Genomic DNA, 20,109 nt, shown 5'->3' with positions numbered 1-20,109 from the left:
GTTTGTTTTAGATTATATAAAAAATAATTAGATTGCTAAGATTTCGGAAATCAGTAAAAGATCTTTATTGATTTCATTATGTTTTTTAATGGCTTCTTCAATTGAGGTATATACCAGATCGTTGGAACGCATTCCGGCCATTACATTTGTTTTTCCTTCCATTAATCCTACCACGGCTCCATAACCCAGTCTGCTCGCAAGAACTCTGTCTGCACAGCTTGGAGAGCCTCCTCTCTGGATATGTCCTAAAATAGTTACACGGATATCATAATCGGGGAATTCCTCTTTCGTCTGCTTGGCAAGCTCATAGATATTTCCAAGCTTTTCACCTTCAGCCACTACAACGATGCTTGATGCCTTTCCTGTTTTTTCGGCTTTTCTGAAGGTGGAAAATAAGTCAGACATGCTGTCTTTTCTTTCCGGAATCAAAATATCCAGAGCACCTGTCGCCAAACCGCTGTTTAAAGCAATGAAACCTGCATCACGGCCCATTACTTCCACAAAGAAAACCCTGTTGTGGGAAGTTGCCGTATCACGGATCTTGTCAATAGCTTCCATGGCTGTGTTTAAAGCAGTATCGTAACCTATTGTATTATCTGTTCCGAAAATATCATTGTCAATAGTTCCCGGTACACCAATCACTCTGATCCCGAATTCTTCATTGAAAATCTTGGCCCCTGTAAAGGTACCGTCGCCTCCAATGCACACCAATGCATCCACACCATGTTTCACACAGTTGTCATAAGCTTTCTGACGTCCTTCCGGAGTTCTGAATTCCGCTGATCTGGCAGATTTAAGAATGGTTCCGCCCTGGTTGATTATATTTTTTACGGAACGGGGGCCCATTTTCAGGAAATCATCATTGATGAGTCCGTTATAGCCTTCCCTTACACCGTAACATTCAATATTATAATAATTTGCGGTTCTTACTACCGCCCTTAATGCTGCATTCATACCCGGAGAGTCGCCTCCGGAAGTAAGAACTGCAATTTTTTTTACAGCACTTTCTTTCATCTAGTAAAAAATTTCGAACACAAATTTACAAAAACAAGTTCAGATAATGGCAGTAAGTTGATAAGAGTTTTGAATATAAATAATTAAAAGCTTCTGAAATTTGTAGGTTTAAAAAAATACCGCGCGGTTTTTGTTTCTGAAGAATTTGCATCAAGATTGTACCATGGCGAAATATTTTTATCAAAAGGATTGGAAAGTGTATGAATAGATTGAGCAGGAGTGAATCCTTCGCTTAATAAAAATAACTTTTCGCCATTTTTATTCTTACATACTCCGGAAATAAAAACAATATGGCCCGGACTTCCCGGTGTAATCAGGATATCACCTGTTTTCAGGTCTGAAGTTTTTGTAACGGCTTTTGTTTCTTTATTTAATGATATGGTTCCTGCGTAATTGAAGATCAGGTCCAGGTATTTCCTGAAATTCTGGTAAGAATCATCAAAACCGGCTGTTTTTCTGAAGCTCACGGAATTTCCATTCACGAAAGCACGGATACCGCTTTTATAATCATTCCATGAAACGAGATCACCGCTCGTAAAATGAAATTTGATTTCATCAAACCTTTTGGCCTTATATAAATATTCAGCCCTCAGCCGGATTGCGGCATCAGCACATTGCTGCAGATCTTTATTGCCCGTATCAATATCAAAAACGGTTTCATGAAGATCCTGTGTTGCAATAGGAGTTCCGTCATATTTCAGGATCGGGCTGCCATAAGGCTTCAGTTTGAAATTTTCAATAAAGTATCCGAAAGAATCCGGTTGTTCATCAATCCATATATAACCTTCAGGCGCAGAAAATCTCTCTCTGATTGTATTTTTATCTTTATTGATCTGTACAGAATTTTGCTGGGTAAAAGCTTCTGGAATTTGGGTATTGCTTCCGGATATGGCTTTGTCATTGCTGCATGCTGAAGCTGTCAATACAATAATCAGAACGGGAATAATTTTTTTCATGTAGTTTTTATTTAATTACAAATATCACAGATTTTCAAACATGAATGAAAAAAATATAATGAAAAGTACAAAATGAAAAATCTGCTTCATCTGCCCAAGCTGCGAGAGAGGAGAACTTCAATCCATTTCAATTAATATTATAATATTACCATTTCTCCGTCAGATATTTCCAGTACCTTTTCGGAACATGCTGAACGTGTAATTTCAAATTCTTCCTTTCCACAATATTAGTCTTCGTAAAATATCTCTGCCATAACTTCTGATACTTATTTTCCTCATCATGAAATTTCTGCTGGTACTGATTTAGATCCAGTTTTTCCTCTGGATAAAAGAAATCACAGTTGTCCAGGTCATATAAAATGCCGTAATTCCTTCTTAAATCATAAATCATCCATTTCTGATCCTGATAACGGTCCTTGAAATGTTTGCGTATAAGTGGAAGAACATCAAAATCAGGATCTATTTTAGCGAAGAAAACACCGTCCTGCATCTTCTCAAACCGGACAAAAGCAGTCATTCTGTGTCTTTCCCGGCTTACGGATTTATTGATCTTTGAGATTTTCAGAATATCAGGATCTGCATAATTCTGCAGGATATTTTCTCCAGGATATTTGATGGATTGCTGTACAGCTGACAGAATGAGGGGTTCCCGTTCAGGATCTTCAGATAAATAAACTTTTAATAACTCATGAATTCCCGACTTTCCAATATTTTGTTCCAATTTGTTTAAAACCCGTTCAGCCTTATCATTTTGGGTAACTACTTCATGAATTTCTGCAAAAATATTTTCCTGATGAAACCTTTCTTTACTTATAATTTCCGCATCTTTATAACGGTATTCGAAAACTTCAAATACTGCGGTTAAAAGGCCGTCAAAACTTCCGTCATATAGGAGAGTCGTCATATTGATGGGTAATCTAAATCTTTGAATTTTTAAATCTTTTAATCTTTCAATTCACCTAAAATAAGCTCAGCTGCTGTGAAAACTGATTCTGAAACTTGGAAGAGCTTCCACCTACAAGAAGTTTTCTGAAATTTTTATCCGTTAAATATTTCAGATAAGTATTCCCTGCATTGAAATCAATAAAATATTTTGCACGGTTAACGGCAGCTCCCAGTTTTTTCAGATGGTCCATATTCAAAACCTGAAAACGTCGTGCCTGAACAATTTTCTGTGCCGTTTTTACTCCAATTCCCGGTATCCTTAAAATCATCTGGTAATCCGCAGTCTGTAAATTAACCGGGAACTGGTGCAGGTGCCTCAATGCCCAGCTCAGCTTAGGATCAACTTCCAGATCTAAAAAAGGCATATCCGGATCTAAGATTTCCTCTGCTTTAAAACCATAAAACCTCATCAGCCAGTCGGATTGATAAAGCCTGTTTTCCCTAAGCATGGGAACTTCCGTTGTAAGTGAAGGTAATCTTTTATCTTCCAGAACAGGGACATAACCGGAATAATAGACTCTCTTCAGACTGAAATTCTTATAGAAATGATCCGCTACTTTAATGATCTGAAGATCATTTTCATTGGTTGCTCCTACAATCATTTGTGTAGACTGTCCTGCCGGGGCAAATTTCGGAACCTTTCTGAAAATTTTCTTTTCATCTTTATATTGAGCAATCCCGTTCTGGATATATTTCATAGGATTAAGCATATCCTGACGGTTTTTTTCAGGGGCCAGTAATTTCAATCCGCTTTCCGTAGGAATTTCAAGATTGATGGACAGCCGGTCCGCATATAAAGCCGCTTCCTGCATCAGTTCATCGCTTGCCCCCGGAATGGATTTCAAATGAATATAACCGTTGAAATTTTCCTCTAAACGCAGTTTTTTTGCAACCCTTACAAGTCGCTCCATCGTTGTATCTGCATTTTTGAAAATACCGGAACTCAGAAACAGTCCTTCAATATAATTCCTACGGTAAAAATTAATGGTAAGATCCACTACTTCTTCTACTGTAAAAGCGGCTCTTTTAATATCATTTGAGCTTCTGGACACACAATAGGCACAATCATAAATACAATGATTGGTCAGTAGAATTTTAAGAAGGGATACGCATCGCCCGTCTTCCGTATAGGTATGACAAATCCCGCTTACAGAGCTGTCTCCTAAAGCGCCTTTTTTATTCTTTCTCGTTCCGCCGCTTGATGAGCAGGAAACATCATATTTCGCAGCATCAGCAAGGATTTCGAGTTTTTCTTTCAGGCGTTCAAAATTCATTTTTTCAGAGGAATGTTATAATTTATACCCAGATAATGTTCAAAAGTAGTTCCAAAATTGATAAATGTCAATCTTTTTCAATGGAAGTTATCCACAACAAAGACTAACAAAATTACTATCTTTACGCATATTAAATTTATGCTATGAATCATAAACCGGTAGAAGGTTTCTCTAAACTTACAAAACAGGGAAAAATCGATTGGCTTGTCAACGAGTACCTTGAAGGAAACGAAGAATATCAAAATATACTAAAACAATACTGGAACGGAAATGCTGATCTTCAGAAGCTTCATGAAGAATTTTCTGAAAATACCATCTCCAATTTCTACATGCCTTACGGAATTGCCCCGAATTTCTTAATTGACGGAAAATTATTTGCTCTTCCGATGGCTGTTGAAGAAAGTTCTGTAGTGGCTGCGGCTTCCAAGGCTGCAAAATTCTGGATTGATAAAGGGGGCTTTAAAACAACCATCATCAACAATGAAAAATTAGGGCATACCCATTTTATATTCAATGTGGAGCCTCATAAACTGTTACACTTCTTTAATTTTAATTTAAAGAAAAAACTGTTTGAAGCTACCGAAGATATTACCGCCAATATGAGAAAACGCGGTGGTGGAATTCTGGATATCAAATTAGTGGATAAAACTTCTGAAATGCCCAATTACTACCAGCTTAAAGCAAGCTTTGATACCGTAGATTCCATGGGTGCGAATTTTATCAATTCATGTCTTGAACAGTTCGGAAAGACCATGAAGCAGGAAATTGCAACGAGTGGAGATTTTACGCAGGAAGAAAAAAATACACTTCAGATCGTCATGAATATCCTTTCCAATTTTACACCAGACTGTATCGTAAGAGCTGAGGTTTCCTGTAAAATTGATGATTTAAAGGACGACAGCGGGATTTCCAATGAAGAATTTGCTGCAAAATTCAAACAGGCCGTTACCATTGCTGAAATTGAACCCTTCCGCGCTACAACCCACAACAAAGGTATCATGAATGGAGTAGATGCTGTAGTGATTGCCACAGGAAATGATTTCAGGGCAACGGAAGCATGTGCCCACGCTTATGCCGCAAGAGACGGACGATACAGATCCCTGACACACTGCACAACAGATAACGGGATTTTCAGATTCTGGATTGATCTTCCGATTTCTGTAGGAGTAGTAGGAGGTCTTACCAATCTTCATCCATTGGTAAAATTCTCATTGGCACTTCTCGGAAAGCCTTCTGCGCAGGAACTGATGAGTATTCTGGCTGTGTCCGGACTTGCCCAGAATTTTGGAGCCCTCCGTTCCCTGGTGACTACAGGTATTCAGAAAGGACATATGAAAATGCACCTGCTGAACATTTTAAACCAGATGGGAGCTACAGAAGAAGAAAAGCAGCACTTTGTGACCTATTTTAAGGACAAAACAGTAAGCCATCATGAGGTTATCAGTGAATTTAACAGATTAAGAGCCCAGTAATGCTGCAAATTATCTTACCTATAATATTCATCATTTTCGGGATCTTTTTAAAGAGAACGACATCGCCGGGTTTTAGAAACTCTAAAAGATTTGCCAATATGTTTCTCATACTTGGAATTGCTACATTGACTGCAAAATTTATTTTAATGTATTTAAAGTCAAAATGATGAAAAAGAGTTTCCTGTTTTTTCTGTTGATTTCCGGACTAAGTTTTTCCCAGCAGAAAAATGTAAAAATCAGTGATTTGCAGCAAAAATCTGAGGATACTGTTTTTCCATTGGTTTCTTACTCAGAAAATCCTTTGGTCGAAAATAAGATCAATACTTTTCTGCAGGTTAATGAACTGGAATATGTTCCAAACTCTGAAGGTAATCCTTTTAAACTGGTTACTACAGGAAAAACTTCATACTCCAACTATATTTATTTTTATAGCTGGGAAAAATTGGAAACACCAAAAAATATTCTGAGTATTGGCATAGATGGTGAGGCTTCCGGGGCTTATCCTGAAGGTTTTTCAAAATGGGTGAATTTTGATCTGAGAACAGGGAATTTTATTAACTGTCCAGATTTATTTCAGCCCAATACCGTTAAAGCTGTTGAAAATGTAATCAATCAGAGCATTAAAAAAAGAGTTGATGATTTTCTTAAAGAATTAAAATCTGAAAAAAATCCCACTGAAGAAACCCAGGAGCAGATCGGCATGTATGAAAACTGTTTTATTGAACACACTTTAGAATATATTGAATTCTATTTTGGAAAAGATAAACTGACTTTCGTTGCCGGAAGATGTTCCAATCATGCAATGAGGGCATTGGATGATCTGGGAAGCCACAGTATTGAAATTCCGTATAAAAATCTTGAAAAATACTGGAGCCCTTATGCCAGAAATTTACTTTCAGGCTCTGACAAGGTAGATGCAACAGGCTTTCAGAATAAATTACTGAAAGGGAAAATTGATAAATATCCTGTTACAGTTCTTATCAAACGCCTTTATACGGATAATGAAGAAAATGCTTTTTCCGCAATGTACTGGTATGATAAAAATAAAAAACTGATAGAATGGGACGGAAAGATCAAAGGAGATCATATTTCCATCACGGAAAATGATTATTACGATGAAAAAATGGGAAAATGGATTCCGAGGGCTTTTATAGAAGCTGACAGAAAAGGGAAAAAGGTCATCGGAACATGGCAGGATTATAAAACAAAAAAATATTTAAATCTAGAACTAGAAGAGTTATAAAATGAAAACAGTTACTTTAATTTTCGGTGCCGTTTACGGGATGCTGTCAGTAATTCTGGGAGCTTTCGGAGCGCACGCTTTAAAAAAAATATTGTCTGTGGAAAGACTGGAAAGCTTTGAAACAGGTGTAAGATACCAGATGTACGCCGCATTCTTTTTACTGATCATCGGATATATCTTAAAATTTGAAACATCCTCTGAAAAATGGACCTCAATTCTGATGATTGCAGGAACCTTTTTATTTTCGGTAAGCATTTACTTTTTAAGCCTGCAGGATTATCTGGGAGTTAATCTGAAATTCCTGGGACCAATCACTCCGCTTGGTGGGCTTTTCATGATCTTAAGCTGGGGAATGCTTATTCTTTATTTTGCTAAAAACAGAATTTAAGAATAATAAAGCTGCATAAACTACATTCATCGACTCGTAATTTTTGATATAACTACAGTATTAGAAATGTCATGCTGAGCGGAGTCGAAGCATTATTTTTAATGCAAAGATTACTAGGTTTATTCAGCCATATATTTTCTTAGGAAAAGAATCCAATTAATATACAAAATGATAATGGTATTTTAAAATCAATTAAGAATGAAAATCAATAGAAGAAGGCGGTTAATAAGAACATTCAATCTTCTGGATCAGCCCATAAGATTCAATCCTTTTGTATTTAGCCGTACTTTTTTCATGTGGGCTTTCACCGGTTTGGTAGGTGGGGCTATTGCGGGAGGTTACTGGATTGTTTTAGAATATTTTACTGAATTTTTAGCTGAATTTCAGGGCTGGATGGTAATTCCTGTTATGGCGGTCTGTGGATTGCTGGCAGGACTTGTTATTCACTTTATCGGAGATCCGGGAGAAATTCATCTGATTGTTAACAATATCAGGTTTAATAAAGGAAAATTAGATCCCAAAAACAATCCTTCTATGATCCTTTCCTCACTTTTTTGTGTGGCATCGGGCGGAAGTCTCGGTCCGGAAGCTCCTTTGGTTCAGGTTACCGGCTCTACAGGAACCTGGCTAGGGAAAATTTTCAGACTGAAAGGAGAGGAACTGCGTTCTTTAAGTATTGCAGGTATGGCTTCCGGGTTTACGGCTCTGTTCGGGGCACCGCTTGGAGGAAGTCTCTTTTCCCTTGAAATCCTGCATCATAAACATGCGGTGGAATATTACAAAGCCATTATTCCTGCTTTGGTAGCAAGCTGTTTCAGTTATGTTATGTTTGCTTTGATTATTCATTTGGGAATAGGCGCAACATGGGATCTGAAAGCTTACCATTATTCTGGAGTATACGATTTCATTTATGCTTTTTTATTTGGAGTGGTGGCTACTATTTTCGGGTGGATCTTTATTTTTGTGGTAAAATTTTTCAAAAGAGTTTTTGAATACAGATCGTTTCCGATTTATGTAAAAACATTGACAGGAGGAATCATTTTAGGAATTATTGCTTATAATTTCCCGATCACCAGATACTTTGGCCATCATGAAGTTAACCAGTTAATCAACGGGAATTTTGCCCTGAACTTTTTGATTGTGATTCTTGTCTTTAAAATCATTGCCATTGCCGTTACTGTTACTTCCGGATGGAGAGGAGGTTTTATTATCCCGCTGTTTTTTGTGGGAACAACTTTAGGACTTATCATACACCAGCTATTTCCTGCGGTTGATACTACATTAGCCATTGTAAGCTGTATGGCTGCAATTAACGCCTGTGTGACGAGAACACCTATGAGTACTACAATTATTTTGGGAACATTAACCGGGTTTACCTATTTCGTTCCTATACTTTTTGCGAGTCTTACAGGCTATTTTCTGGCTCCTAAAATCCCGTTTATCGGGTCGCAGTCTGAAAAATTATCCGAAGAATAGAGCCAATTTGGTAAACATGTTAAAAATCAAGTTCACTGCACTTTAATTTTTAAGTCAATAAACTTGAACTTCCGTGTCTTTTTAGTAAATTTGTCAACCTTTAAATTTTAAAATAAAATAATAAAAATAATATGAATCTTCACGAGTATCAATCAAAAGAGATTTTATCAAAGTATGGAGTAGCTATCCAACGTGGTTTCGTAGCTAATAATGTAGACGAAGCTGTAGCTGCTGCTGAAAAGCTTACTGCTGAAACCGGAGCTCAGGGATGGGTTGTAAAAGCACAGATTCACGCAGGTGGTCGTGGTAAAGGTGGTGGTGTAAAGTTTTCTCCAAACATGGATAAATTAAAAGAAAACGCTCAGAACATCATCGGAATGCAGCTTATTACACCTCAGACTTCTGCTGAAGGTAAAAAAGTAAATTCTGTTTTGGTTGCAGAGGATGTATATTATCCGGGAGAATCTGAAACTAAAGAATTTTATGTTTCTATTCTTTTAGACAGAGCTGAAGGTAAAAATACAATCGTATATTCTACTGAAGGAGGGATGGATATTGAGCACGTTGCAGAAGTAACTCCTCATTTGATCCATAAAGAAATCATTGATCCTGCTTTAGGTCTTCAAGGATTCCAGGCAAGAAAAATTGCTTTCAACTTAGGTCTTGAAGGAAATGCTTTCAAAGAATTCACAAAATTTATCGTATCTCTTTACAACGCTTATACAGGAATTGATGCTTCTCTTTTCGAAATCAACCCTGTGTTGAAAACTTCAGATAACAAAATTATCGCTGTTGATGCTAAAGTAACTTTGGATGACAACTCATTGTTCCGTCACAAAGATTTAGCCGAATTAAGAGATACAAGAGAAGAAGATCCAATGGATGTTGAAGCGGGTGAAGCTGGTCTTAACTTCGTGAAGCTTGACGGTAATGTTGCCTGTATGGTAAACGGAGCAGGTCTTGCAATGGCAACGATGGATATCATCAAATTATCAGGTGGTAACCCTGCCAACTTCCTTGACGTGGGTGGTACTGCGGATGCTCAGAGAGTTCAGACTGCTTTCGGAATCATCCTTAGAGATCCTAACGTAAAAGCTATCCTGATCAACATCTTCGGAGGTATCGTAAGATGTGACAGAGTTGCTCAGGGGGTTGTAGATGCTTACAGAGCTATGGGAAGCCTTCCTGTTCCATTGATCGTAAGATTACAGGGAACTAACGCTGTAGAAGCTAAACAGTTAATTGATGAGTCAGGACTTCCTGTACATTCAGCAATTACTTTGGAAGAAGCTGCAAACAAAGTAAAAGAAGTTTTAGCTTAATACTGAAATTTTCATATAAATTTAAAAACCGTTTCATTTTTGGAACGGTTTTTTCTTTTTCATAAACTAAAATCTACGAAAACCTTTTATTTGTTGTTTATTTCTTAATAAATATAGATTGATGAAAAATATATATATTCCAGATCCGTGTTCAGAAAACTGGGAAGCAATGTCTCCCCGGGAAAAAGGAAGATTCTGCTCCTCCTGCAGCAAATGTGTAATTGATTTTACAGAAAAACAACCCCATGAAATAGAATATATTTTCAAAGAAAGACAGGATGAAGAAATATGCGGCAGGTTTCTTAACCATCAGCTGAACATAAAAGATGAGAAAACCTCATTGCTCGAAAATAGATTCTTTCAGTATATTCCCGCAACATTCAGAAATAATAAAGTAGCTCTGGGAGTAATTTCTGTCATTTTATTTTTGACAGGATGCTCTAAGCCGAAAGAAACCTGTACGGCAACTACAGGGCTTGTATTGATAGAAGAAGACAGCATTCCTTCTAATAATGATTATGTGATGGGGGAACCAATAATTCAAAATGATTCCGTTGCGAAGATACATAAGAAAGACAGTCTGAAATTAAAACATGTAAAATAATTTATAAGCCATAAAAAAACCGCTTATAAAAGCGGCTTATACTTTACTGATCATGATTTTCAGGAGTTAAAGATTCCCCATTGGTAATACTGATACTTGTAGGAGTTACCAGCTGGATATTATCTGCATCCAGGCGTTCCTTGATCTTCAGGTAAGCTTCACTTTTCAGCTGAACCATATTGGCGCCTACCTTCATCCAGAACTTAGCCTGAAGATTGAAATTGCCCTGTTTTAAGTCTGTAAAAATAACTTCTGAAGTATCCAGCTTATCCACATTTTCCAAGCTTTTAATAACAGCCAGCATTCCTTTTTGTGCCTTTGTGATATCTTCATCTGCCGGAATTTCAAAATTTAAAATAATCCTTCGCTGTGGCGATGCTGTAATATTGTAAAAAGGAGCATTAAAAATTACCTGGTTCGGAATATAGGCCTTCTTCCCGTCATCGGTAATAATTTTTGTAGTTAAAAAACCGATTTCCTGAACCGTACCGGAATGCGATCCTATCGTAATATAATCACCCACTTTAAAAGCCTTATCAATCCCGATAAGCATTCCTGAAAAAATACTTGATACCAGGTCTTTTAAAGCAACTCCGGCAATTACCCCGGCTACTCCCAGACTCCCGATAAATTTCCAAAGGAAACCGCTGAAGCCCATAATTTCCAGAGCAATAAAAGAGCCCATCAGCATGATCAGGAATCTGAATATGCTTATTAAAGTAACCAGAGAACTTTCCTTTTGGCTTTTCGGAAAAAATTTGTGAAATAGTTTTACGGCGGCCAGACTTAAGTATTTACTGGTGATAAGAAAAAAAGAAAATACTAAAATTCCGACGATAAGTTTGGGTGTAAGCTCGGCAAACCTCATATACCAGCTTTCCAAAACCCTGTAAATAACATCTACATAGCTGAGTCCATTGTTCTGCATGAAAAAAAAATTTGATTAAATATAGATAAATTTCTACAAAAATTTTGCCAGTTTCAAAAAGTCTACTAAATTTGTAGACTAACAAAGCGAAATATTATGTCAATCAAACTCGGAGATACAGCACCGGACTTTCAGGCAGAGACGTCTTTAGGTGATATTAAGTTTTATGAATTTTTAGGAAATTCCTGGGGAATTTTGTTCTCCCATCCTGCAGATTATACACCGGTATGCACCACAGAACTGGGATATACCGCAAAACTGAAATCGGAATTTGACAAAAGAGGAACAAAGGTAATTGCCTTAAGTATAGACGGAGTGGAAGACCATCAAAACTGGATTAAAGATATTAATGAGACCCAGAACACAGATGTACAGTTTCCTGTTATTGCAGATAAAGACAGAAAGATTTCGGAACTGTATGATTTTATTCACCCGAATGCTTCAGCAACAGCAACGGTTCGTTCTTTATTAATCATTGATCCTGATAAAAAAGTAAGGCTGATTATTACTTATCCTGCTTCTACAGGAAGGAATTTTAATGAGATCCTGAGAGTACTGGATTCTCTGCAGCTGGTTGATTCGCATAAAGTAGCCACTCCTGTCAACTGGGAAAATGGTGAGGATGTTATTATACCACCTGCCATTTCTACAGAAGATGCCAGGAAAATATTTCCGAAAGGAGTTACAGAAATAAAGCCGTATCTGAGATATACGCCTCAACCGAATACATGATTTATTTGATTTTTTATAGTTTAGTTTTAATTTGTACGAAAATCGCCCCGAAATTTTTTCGGGGCGATTTCATTTTTTATTTAAGTAAATGCAAAAGTGATTATTTTACATCTCTTGCAATGTCCTTAGCTTTAGAAGTTGGTAAATAAATACTGAATCCTACATTGAAGCTAAGTTTAGACGTAAGACCTTCATTTCCAAAACCGGTTACTCCGTTATATTTTAGTAAACCTTCAACACCGATATTCGGCGTAATGAAATAAGAATATCCAGGACCAACACCAAAGTCAAGACCAGTTGTAGAAATACCGTTTTCCACTGAAGTTCCACCGATACCTACGTTACCTTCAAAAAACCAACGTCCGTGGTTTAAAAGGTTGTCTACTCCTTTTTCACCTGGTGAAAGGAAATAACGTCCCAAAGCACCAACACCATAATTAAACTGAGTAGATTCTCCTTTTCCGGGTTTTAAGAAACCAAGCTTCACATAACCTCCAACTGCAACATTATCTTTGATAAAATATGCTGCTCTTGGCTCAATTGAAAAATCATAACCTGCTCCAGAGTTCAGTCCAAAATTACTTGTGGCTAAAGTACTACCTACCATCCAGTTACCTTGTTGTATCTGAGCGTTAGCAGTTGCTGTTAAACCTGTTGCTGCTAATATTCCTGCAAAAATTAGTTTTTTCATAATTTATTATTTTAATAATTAAATGGTACTATTTGTTGATTGATGAAAACACAAGAAATGTGCCAGACTTCTTAATTTAAGACAAAAAATCAAAATGAATGTTAATTTTGCAGTGATTGAAATGTGAATTATTTGGTTGTTTTTTTGCTGATTATATAATTTAAATGCATAAAAGAATCACTGAAATAATAAGGCCTGCAATGGTGAATTTTATTCCGCGTTTGAAAGCTTTTGTTTTAGGGTTAAACATCCAGAAGCTAGATATCACGAAAAAAAACAATGAAATCCCGAAAAATACATTCAATGGTGATAAGGTGTCTTTTGACTGGGCTTTGTGAAGCTTTACCATTTTGTCCAGAACAAAGGGCAGTTCTTTTTTCGAATATTGTGCTTTTCCGGTAGAAGCATCATAAGTTCCCTGCTTAAAATGCAGAACGGTACCTTCTGTTTTTTCTACTTCAAGACCTTTGATTTTCAGTTCTTTACCAAGCTCTTTTTCTGAAAGATTGACAGCAACCGTCTTATCATATTTTTTTTCTTTTTTAAGAAAATCTGTATCCCTGTAAACGAGAAGAATACCGCTCAGTGAATATACAGCCATTATTCCTGCAAGAAAATATCCCAGATAGCGGTGCGTAATTCTCATAAAACTTCTTGTGTCCTTGATCTTATCCATATCGTATTGTTTTGTTTTTATAATTCAAAAAGCGGAAACTGCAAAAATGCAATTTCCACTTTGAATGATGAAATTATTATAATATTTAATTCTAAAGTCTGTACGTAAGTGTAAAGTAATAGTTTCTTGGGGTAATAGGATTTACCGAATAATTTTCGTGAACATTGTAATTCACAACATCGAACAGGTTACCCACTTTCCCCTGGATGGAGAATTTGTTCCATTCGTAGCCTACAGATAAGGTTACAGTGGTATAATCTTTTAGTTCAAACATTCTGCTTACTCCATTTCTTGTAATATTGGTAGATTTGGAATCGTTCCATCCGGCTATTCTGTCACCGATATAATAAATGCCGGCTCCTACTTTTAATCCTTTGGCATATCTGGTAAATTTATAAAAGACAGATGCATTGGCTGTAGTAGCGGGAGTTCTTACAAGTCTTTGGTTTTCAACATACCCTTTTTCCGGAGTGTCGGTATAAACGGAGTTGTTGTATGAAAAACCACCGATAATAGATAAGTTTTCTGTTGGGTTTCCTGTAATATCAAGCTCTACACCACGGCTTCTTATTTTACCTGCAAATTCTTTAAGATTGGTATCCGGAGTTTGAGGAGTTCCTGTATTGTCAGTATAAAAATAGTTCTGGTAGGTATTATTTTGTATAATCTGGTACAAGCTAAGGTTGATGGCCAAAGCATTATTCCAAAGGTTTTTCTTGGCCCCGATTTCGTATTGATCTACAGTAGTAGGCTGTATCCCTTGTTTTGAGAGATTGTTAACCCTGTCTCTTACCTGCGCAATAGTGCCGGAAGTATCTAATGAACCAATTTCAGCGGACATATATCCTGCGTTTGAAACAAATGAATTGGTATACGTGGCAAAAACTGAAAGATTTTCATCAGGCATATAAACCAGCCCTACTTTTGGAGAGAATGCCTGATCGGATGTTGCTGAATTTGATACAAAACTTTTATCTGAAGGTTTGGTTGGAGTGGCATAAGTTGTCTTTATAGAAGGCATATTTTCTATATAAGACCAACGGATCCCTGCTATAACTTTAAATTGCTTTGTCAGGCTTACGTAATCCTGTGCGTAAACCCCAATTCTTCTTGTGTTGATTCTTGTTAATGAATTTTCACTGGTGTCCGGCATGGCGATATTTCCCCATGTGGACGGATCGTCCAGGAATAATACATTGGAAGTAGAAGTTACATTAAATGCATAAGCATCAGCCTGGTTATAATCCGCATCTGCTCCCAGTAATAATTTGTGACCTATTTTTCCGGTAGTGAATTCACCGTTGATATTTACCTGTGCAGAGCCGTAATTGCTCTCATTATAGGTTTTATTGAATGGTCTTGCCCAAGTCAGGCGGTTTTCGGATATTTTTTTATCATATATCCATTGTATACGCTCGGAAGAGAAGTAATCCTTTGTATAGTTCTGATAAGAAGCAACTGCATTTAATGCCCAGTTGGCATTGAATTGATGATTGAATGTTACAGTCGTTGAGGTTTGCTGTACATTTTGATATTGCCAATCTGTACCGAAGAAGGTATTTCTGCCCACATAATTATTCAGGGAATAGCTTTGGTCTTTATTGGTAACAGAACCGATCCCGAAATCCGGAGTGAAATTATTTTTAAGATAATCTGCCTCTACAATCAACTGTGACTTTGCGCTCAGGTTGAATAAAAATGAAGGATTGAAGTAATATTTTTCAGACTGTACCACATCTCTGAAGCTTTCGGCGTATTCGTAAGCACCGTTTACTCTGAAGGCAATGTTTTTAGATAAAGGCCCGTAAATATCAACCGTTGGTTTATAAGAATTCCAGCTTCCGCCGTTAAGTCCTATATTTCCGCCAAAATTAAATTTAGGCTTTTTGGTAATCATATTGATAATTCCTCCCGCAGCCGTATTTCCGTACAGCATAGCATTGGCTCCTTTCAGTACTTCCACTCTTTCAAGGCCGCTTACTTCAGGAAAAACACCACTGTTGATTCTTGCACCGTTCTTGAAAATATTATCATTTCCCAAAATAAAACCGCGTCCTCCAAAGCTGTCCTGAGAACTTCCTCTGGATGAAGTAAGGTACACCCCATTTACATTCTGAAGAACATCGCTAAGCTGTTTTGCCTGCTGCTGTTCAATGATTTCATGAGTGACAATGGAGATAGGCTGAGGATTTTCCATTACCGTTAGAGTAGACTTGGTAGATAATGTTCTCGCCTGGTTTGGGTTTCCGGTCTTATGAAGATTGATGTCTTCAATGGTCTGGGTTCTGATTGTATCTGCTTCAGTATTTTTCAGCTGGGCACTTAAAGATAAGGCCGCCAGTAAAAATCCTAAAGATGCAAGTTGTTTGTTCATTTTATTTTTATGTAGACTATTTTTAAATAACGGCAAAAATAAGAATTTAAAGACGTTTAATTTAGAATTAATAAAAATAATGAAATGATTTTTGTCACATAATAAAGTGATATATCAACCGGTTCTATTGTAAAGGATTTAAACTGTATTTTATTGAATATATTTGTTGAAAATTATACATTATGCAATTGGTAAAAGCAGGACTGTGTGCCTTTGGAATGAGTGGAAAAGTATTTCATGCTCCGTTTTTGAAAGAACATCCCGGATTTTCTATAGCTGCTATAGTAGAAAGAAGCAAAGAAGAATCAAAAGGGAAATATCCGGAGGCTGCCATTTATCGTTCAGTAGAAGAAATGCTCCGGAATGCAGATATAGAGCTGGTGATTATTAATACTCCCGTACAAACCCATTATGAATATGCAAAGATGGCGCTTGAAGCAGGGAAAAATATCATTGTTGAAAAGCCATTTACAGTCAGTGTTTCAGAAGCAGAAGAGCTGGTAGAGCTTGCAGAGCAAAAAGGACTGTTTTTAAGTGTGTATCAAAACAGAAGGTTTGACCGTGATTTTTTGCAGGTCCATAAGATAATAAATGATGGAAAACTGGGAGATATTAAGGAAGCAGAGATCCGCTTCGACAGATTCCGTACTACGCCAAGCGGAAAACAGCATAAAGAAGACCCGCAGCAAACAGGCTCCGGATCACTTCACGATCTTGGTGCCCACCTTGTAGATCAGGCTGTACAGTATTTCGGATATCCGGAAAAGCTTTTTGCCGATGTATTTTCTATGAAAGGAGAGGAGTATGCCAATGATTATTTCGAAATCCTGCTGTATTATAAAAATAACCTGAGAGTAAGACTGAAATCATCTGTTTTTACCAAAGAAGCTCATTATGCATATGGTATTCACGGAGAAAAAGGAAGTTTTCTTCAGGAAAGAACCGATAATCAGGAAAACGAACTCGTAGCCGGAACCATCCCGGTTTATGGTGAGGAATGGACTGAGCCTTTGAAAGGAACAGACGGAATTTTAAATTTCCTAAATGAAAATTCAGAAACGGAAAGGATTTTAACTTCCAGCGAGCCCGGAAATTATATGGATTATTACCAGCAGATCTATGAATATATCGTCTTCGGATATGCACTGCCATCTCAGGGAAGAGAAGTAGTTCAGAATATGAAGATCATTGACGCATCTTTGGAAAGTTCAAAAGAGGGAAGAGTGGTATACTTGTAGTGTTTCAAAGTTTGAGGGTGGGAGTGTTTTAGGGTTGTAGAACTTTATTTAAACACTCTCAAACACTCCCACCCTCAAACTCTAAACCTCATTATATCTCCTGAAGCTCCAGCCATCTCATTTCATATTCTTCAAGCTTTTCGGAAACAGTTTCCAGTTCGGCAGAAAGCTTTGCCACTTTTTCGTAATCCGTTTCATTGTTAAGCTGACCCATGATCTTAGAACGTTGCTGCTCCAGTTCAGGCATTTCTTTTTCTATGGTTTCCAGTTCCCTTTGCTCTTTAAAAGTCATTTTTCTCTTTTTGGAAGAAACTGGGGGAACTTCGGGTGTTGCAATAATCTCTTTAACGGGTTCAGGTTTTGGTGCTGTATTTTTTTCCATTGCATCCTCACGGCTTTTCGCTTCCCTGTATTCTGAGAAATTTCCTGTAAAATCCCTGATCTTTCCGTTTCCTTCAAAGGCGAGGATGTGGTCTACAATTCTGTCCATGAAATATCTGTCGTGAGACACTATGATCAGTGAACCCTGGAACTGCTGCAGGAAATTTTCAAGGACAGTCAGTGTCGGAAGGTCAAGATCATTTGTAGGTTCATCGAAAATCAGGAAATTAGGATTCTGATAAAGAATATACATCAGGTGAAGCCTTCTTTTTTCACCGCCGGACAGTTTTGAGATAGGAGAATACTGCGTCTGGTCGTCAAATAGGAACAATCTTAAAAACTGTGATGCAGAAAGGCTTTTTCCATTGGCAAGAGGATAAAATTCTGCAATTTCCTTGATGAAATCTATAACACGCTCATCTTCCTTATATTTCAGTCCCTTTTGTGAAAAATATCCGAAAGAAATGGTTTCTCCGGTTTCAATATCACCCTTGTCAAATTTTTCATAACCCTGGATAATATTTAATAATGTGGATTTTCCGGCTCCGTTTTTACCTACAATTCCTACTTTTTCTCCACGCTGGAACTGGTAGCTGAAATCTTTCAGTAATAATTTGTCTCCGAAGCTCTTATCAATATTCTTCAGTTCAAGAATCTTATTACCGAGGCGTTTCATCTCAAAATCAAGTTCAAGTGCCTGTTTGCTGGTGTCGGTTTTAGCTACTTTCTCAGTTTCGTAGAAAGCATCAATCCTGCTTTTTGATTTTGTAGTACGTGCTTTAGGCTGTCTGCGCATCCATTCAAGCTCCTTTCTGTAAAGGTTGTTGGCTTTATCAATGGTGGCACTCATATTATCTTCACGAATCATCTTGTTTTCGAGATATGTAGCATATGAACCATTGTGAAGATAAAGGTTCTGATCCTCCATTTCCCAGATAATGTCACAAACACTGTCCAAGAAATAACGGTCGTGGGTAACCAGCAGCAATGTGATTTTTGCTTTGGTGAGATAATTTTCAAGCCATTCCACCATTTCCACATCCAGATGGTTGGTAGGCTCATCCATGATCAGAAGGGTATGTTTATGCTCTGCTCTGGTTTCTGTTAAAAGTTTTGCCAGGGCAACACGTTTTACCTGTCCTCCGGAAAGAGTTCCCATTTTAGCATCAAGATCTGTAATTTTAAGCTGGGAGAGGATCTGTTTCATTTCGTTTTCCAGATCCCAGGCCTTGTGGGCTTCCATATCGTTCAATGCTTTTTCAATGAAAGCATCGTCTGTAGAATGAAGAGATTTGTGATAATTTTTAAGGGCGAGAATAGGCTCCGAATCCAAAGTCATCATAAACTCATCAATCGTAAGCTCCGGGTTATAATCAATTTCCTGATCAAACAGAACAACCTGGATATCTTTATTAATTACCACAGTACCGCTGTCTGCAATTTCTTTTCCCATTAATATTTTCAGCAGGGTAGATTTTCCGCTTCCGTTTTTGGCAACAATAGCAATTTTGTCCCCTTCATTGATGTGGAAAGAGATATCCTTGAATAAAACTTTGATACCGTAAGATTTAGTGAGATTTTCTGCAGAAACGTAATTCATTGGAATGTAATGGTTTGATATTGATTTTGGATCGAGCTGCAAAAATACAAAAATGTAACCAGAAAAGGTTTACTGAATCATGCTCATTATTTATATGGAATCCAGGACTGAATGGTATTTTAAGATTTATTTAATACGCTGAAATGAGTTTTCTGAAAAGACATTTTGTACATTTGATAGAGCTTAATGCTCAGTTTTTTTTAAAAATAAATATTAAATCAGATTATAATAATGAAAAAGGTAATTGTAGATATGGACGGGGTAATGGCAGATGTCTATCACCAGCTTATGCAGTTTGAAAAAAGAGATTCAGGGAAAGAAATGGAGATCGCCACACTGAAAGGACTTCCTGAAGCTGAATCTTTTCCCAATAGTAAGAAACACGTTAATGAAATTGGATTTTTCAGAACACTTCCCGTTATGGAAGGAAGCCGCGAAGCTTTGGAATATATAAATAACAAATACGAATTATACATTGTTTCAGCAGGAATGGAGTTCCCGAACAGCTTAAGAGAAAAATACGACTGGCTGGCAGAGCATTTTCCTTTTATCAGCTGGGAACAGATTGTTTTATGCGGAAGTAAGAAAGTGGTTCACGGAGATATTATGATTGATGATTACCCGAAAAACCTGGATCACTTTGCAGGAGAAAAATTTATTTTTACCCAGCCTCATAATGAGCTGATAGAAAACGAAAGCTACAAAAGAGTACATTCATGGGAGGAGATCATGAGTATTCTGTAAACAGAAAGTTTATATATTTTTTAGAATTGTAATCATAAATAAGTGATACTT

Annotated in this window: 18 protein-coding genes; 9 read left to right on the top strand and 9 right to left on the bottom strand. The window is 37.2% G+C overall.

Annotation, left to right across the window (positions count from 1 at the left end; genetic code table 11):
• Window positions 1–27 precede the first annotated feature (27 nt).
• The 4 genes from pfkA to HNP36_RS15460 all read right to left on the bottom strand — a co-directional run bounded on the left by pfkA (window position 28) and on the right by HNP36_RS15460 (window position 4,189).
• Window positions 28–1,014 (bottom strand): 6-phosphofructokinase, encoded by a 987-nt coding sequence (gene pfkA, locus HNP36_RS15475; RefSeq protein WP_184165562.1) that lies wholly within the window; start codon window positions 1,012–1,014, stop codon window positions 28–30.
• Window positions 1,015–1,097: 83 nt separating this feature from the next.
• Window positions 1,098–1,970 (bottom strand): DUF4846 domain-containing protein, encoded by an 873-nt coding sequence (locus tag HNP36_RS15470; protein WP_184165559.1) that lies wholly within the window; start codon window positions 1,968–1,970, stop codon window positions 1,098–1,100.
• 145 nt (window positions 1,971–2,115) lie between these two features.
• Entirely contained in the window at window positions 2,116–2,874 is a 759-nt protein-coding gene (locus tag HNP36_RS15465) for a TIGR03915 family putative DNA repair protein (RefSeq protein WP_184165556.1), read from the bottom strand.
• A 55-nt stretch (window positions 2,875–2,929) separates the two neighbouring features.
• Window positions 2,930–4,189: a putative DNA modification/repair radical SAM protein gene (locus HNP36_RS15460; RefSeq protein ID WP_184165553.1), complete on the bottom strand. Its 1,260-nt coding sequence runs from the start codon at window positions 4,187–4,189 to the stop codon at window positions 2,930–2,932.
• A gap of 143 nt (window positions 4,190–4,332) precedes the next feature.
• Between HNP36_RS15460 and HNP36_RS15455 the strand changes: the two genes are divergently transcribed.
• From HNP36_RS15455 to HNP36_RS15430, 6 genes are all read left to right on the top strand, one after another.
• Window positions 4,333–5,661 (top strand): hydroxymethylglutaryl-CoA reductase, degradative, encoded by a 1,329-nt coding sequence (locus HNP36_RS15455; protein ID WP_184165549.1) that lies wholly within the window; start codon window positions 4,333–4,335, stop codon window positions 5,659–5,661.
• A 166-nt stretch (window positions 5,662–5,827) separates the two neighbouring features.
• A complete protein-coding gene (locus tag HNP36_RS15450; protein ID WP_184165950.1) occupies window positions 5,828–6,904 on the top strand; it encodes a hypothetical protein in 1,077 nt (358 codons plus the stop codon).
• Window position 6,905: 1 nt separating this feature from the next.
• A complete protein-coding gene (locus tag HNP36_RS15445) occupies window positions 6,906–7,292 on the top strand; it encodes a DUF423 domain-containing protein (protein WP_184165546.1) in 387 nt (128 codons plus the stop codon).
• A gap of 198 nt (window positions 7,293–7,490) precedes the next feature.
• Window positions 7,491–8,768: a chloride channel protein gene (locus HNP36_RS15440; protein ID WP_184165543.1), complete on the top strand. Its 1,278-nt coding sequence runs from the start codon at window positions 7,491–7,493 to the stop codon at window positions 8,766–8,768.
• Between the two features lie 131 nt (window positions 8,769–8,899).
• Window positions 8,900–10,090: an ADP-forming succinate--CoA ligase subunit beta gene (sucC, locus tag HNP36_RS15435; protein WP_184165540.1), complete on the top strand. Its 1,191-nt coding sequence runs from the start codon at window positions 8,900–8,902 to the stop codon at window positions 10,088–10,090.
• Between the two features lie 121 nt (window positions 10,091–10,211).
• Complete coding sequence (locus tag HNP36_RS15430; protein ID WP_184165537.1) at window positions 10,212–10,694, top strand: hypothetical protein; 483 nt, start codon at window positions 10,212–10,214, stop codon at window positions 10,692–10,694.
• A gap of 43 nt (window positions 10,695–10,737) precedes the next feature.
• On the opposite strand, the gene HNP36_RS15425 is transcribed toward HNP36_RS15430, so the two are convergent.
• A complete protein-coding gene (locus tag HNP36_RS15425) occupies window positions 10,738–11,622 on the bottom strand; it encodes a mechanosensitive ion channel family protein (RefSeq protein WP_184165534.1) in 885 nt (294 codons plus the stop codon).
• A gap of 96 nt (window positions 11,623–11,718) precedes the next feature.
• On the opposite strand from HNP36_RS15425, the gene HNP36_RS15420 reads away from it, so the two are divergent.
• Window positions 11,719–12,354: a peroxiredoxin gene (locus HNP36_RS15420; protein ID WP_184165532.1), complete on the top strand. Its 636-nt coding sequence runs from the start codon at window positions 11,719–11,721 to the stop codon at window positions 12,352–12,354.
• A gap of 100 nt (window positions 12,355–12,454) precedes the next feature.
• On the opposite strand, the gene HNP36_RS15415 is transcribed toward HNP36_RS15420, so the two are convergent.
• The 3 genes from HNP36_RS15415 to HNP36_RS15405 all read right to left on the bottom strand — a co-directional run bounded on the left by HNP36_RS15415 (window position 12,455) and on the right by HNP36_RS15405 (window position 16,095).
• Window positions 12,455–13,045, bottom strand: coding sequence for a hypothetical protein (locus tag HNP36_RS15415; RefSeq protein WP_184165530.1), 591 nt, complete (start codon window positions 13,043–13,045; stop codon window positions 12,455–12,457).
• A gap of 160 nt (window positions 13,046–13,205) precedes the next feature.
• Window positions 13,206–13,721, bottom strand: coding sequence for a hypothetical protein (locus HNP36_RS15410; RefSeq protein WP_184165527.1), 516 nt, complete (start codon window positions 13,719–13,721; stop codon window positions 13,206–13,208).
• 91 nt (window positions 13,722–13,812) lie between these two features.
• Window positions 13,813–16,095, bottom strand: coding sequence for a TonB-dependent siderophore receptor (locus tag HNP36_RS15405; RefSeq protein WP_184165525.1), 2,283 nt, complete (start codon window positions 16,093–16,095; stop codon window positions 13,813–13,815).
• 182 nt (window positions 16,096–16,277) lie between these two features.
• Here HNP36_RS15405 and HNP36_RS15400 point away from each other — a divergent pair, with 182 nt between their 5' ends.
• Complete coding sequence (locus HNP36_RS15400; protein WP_184165523.1) at window positions 16,278–17,333, top strand: Gfo/Idh/MocA family oxidoreductase; 1,056 nt, start codon at window positions 16,278–16,280, stop codon at window positions 17,331–17,333.
• A 91-nt stretch (window positions 17,334–17,424) separates the two neighbouring features.
• Here HNP36_RS15400 and HNP36_RS15395 read toward each other — a convergent pair whose 3' ends face one another.
• Window positions 17,425–19,314 carry an ABC-F family ATP-binding cassette domain-containing protein gene (locus HNP36_RS15395; protein ID WP_184165520.1) on the bottom strand — a complete coding sequence of 630 codons (1,890 nt, stop codon included), beginning with the start codon at window positions 19,312–19,314 and terminating at the stop codon, window positions 17,425–17,427.
• A gap of 231 nt (window positions 19,315–19,545) precedes the next feature.
• Here HNP36_RS15395 and HNP36_RS15390 point away from each other — a divergent pair, with 231 nt between their 5' ends.
• A complete protein-coding gene (locus HNP36_RS15390) occupies window positions 19,546–20,058 on the top strand; it encodes a 5' nucleotidase, NT5C type (protein ID WP_184165516.1) in 513 nt (170 codons plus the stop codon).
• Window positions 20,059–20,109: the final 51 nt, after the last annotated feature.

The organism is Chryseobacterium shigense (assembly GCF_014207845.1).
GTDB lineage: Bacteria > Bacteroidota > Bacteroidia > Flavobacteriales > Weeksellaceae > Chryseobacterium > Chryseobacterium shigense_A.
The sequence above is the reverse complement of the archived record's forward strand: the minus strand, read 5'-3'. Positions and strand labels throughout refer to the sequence as shown.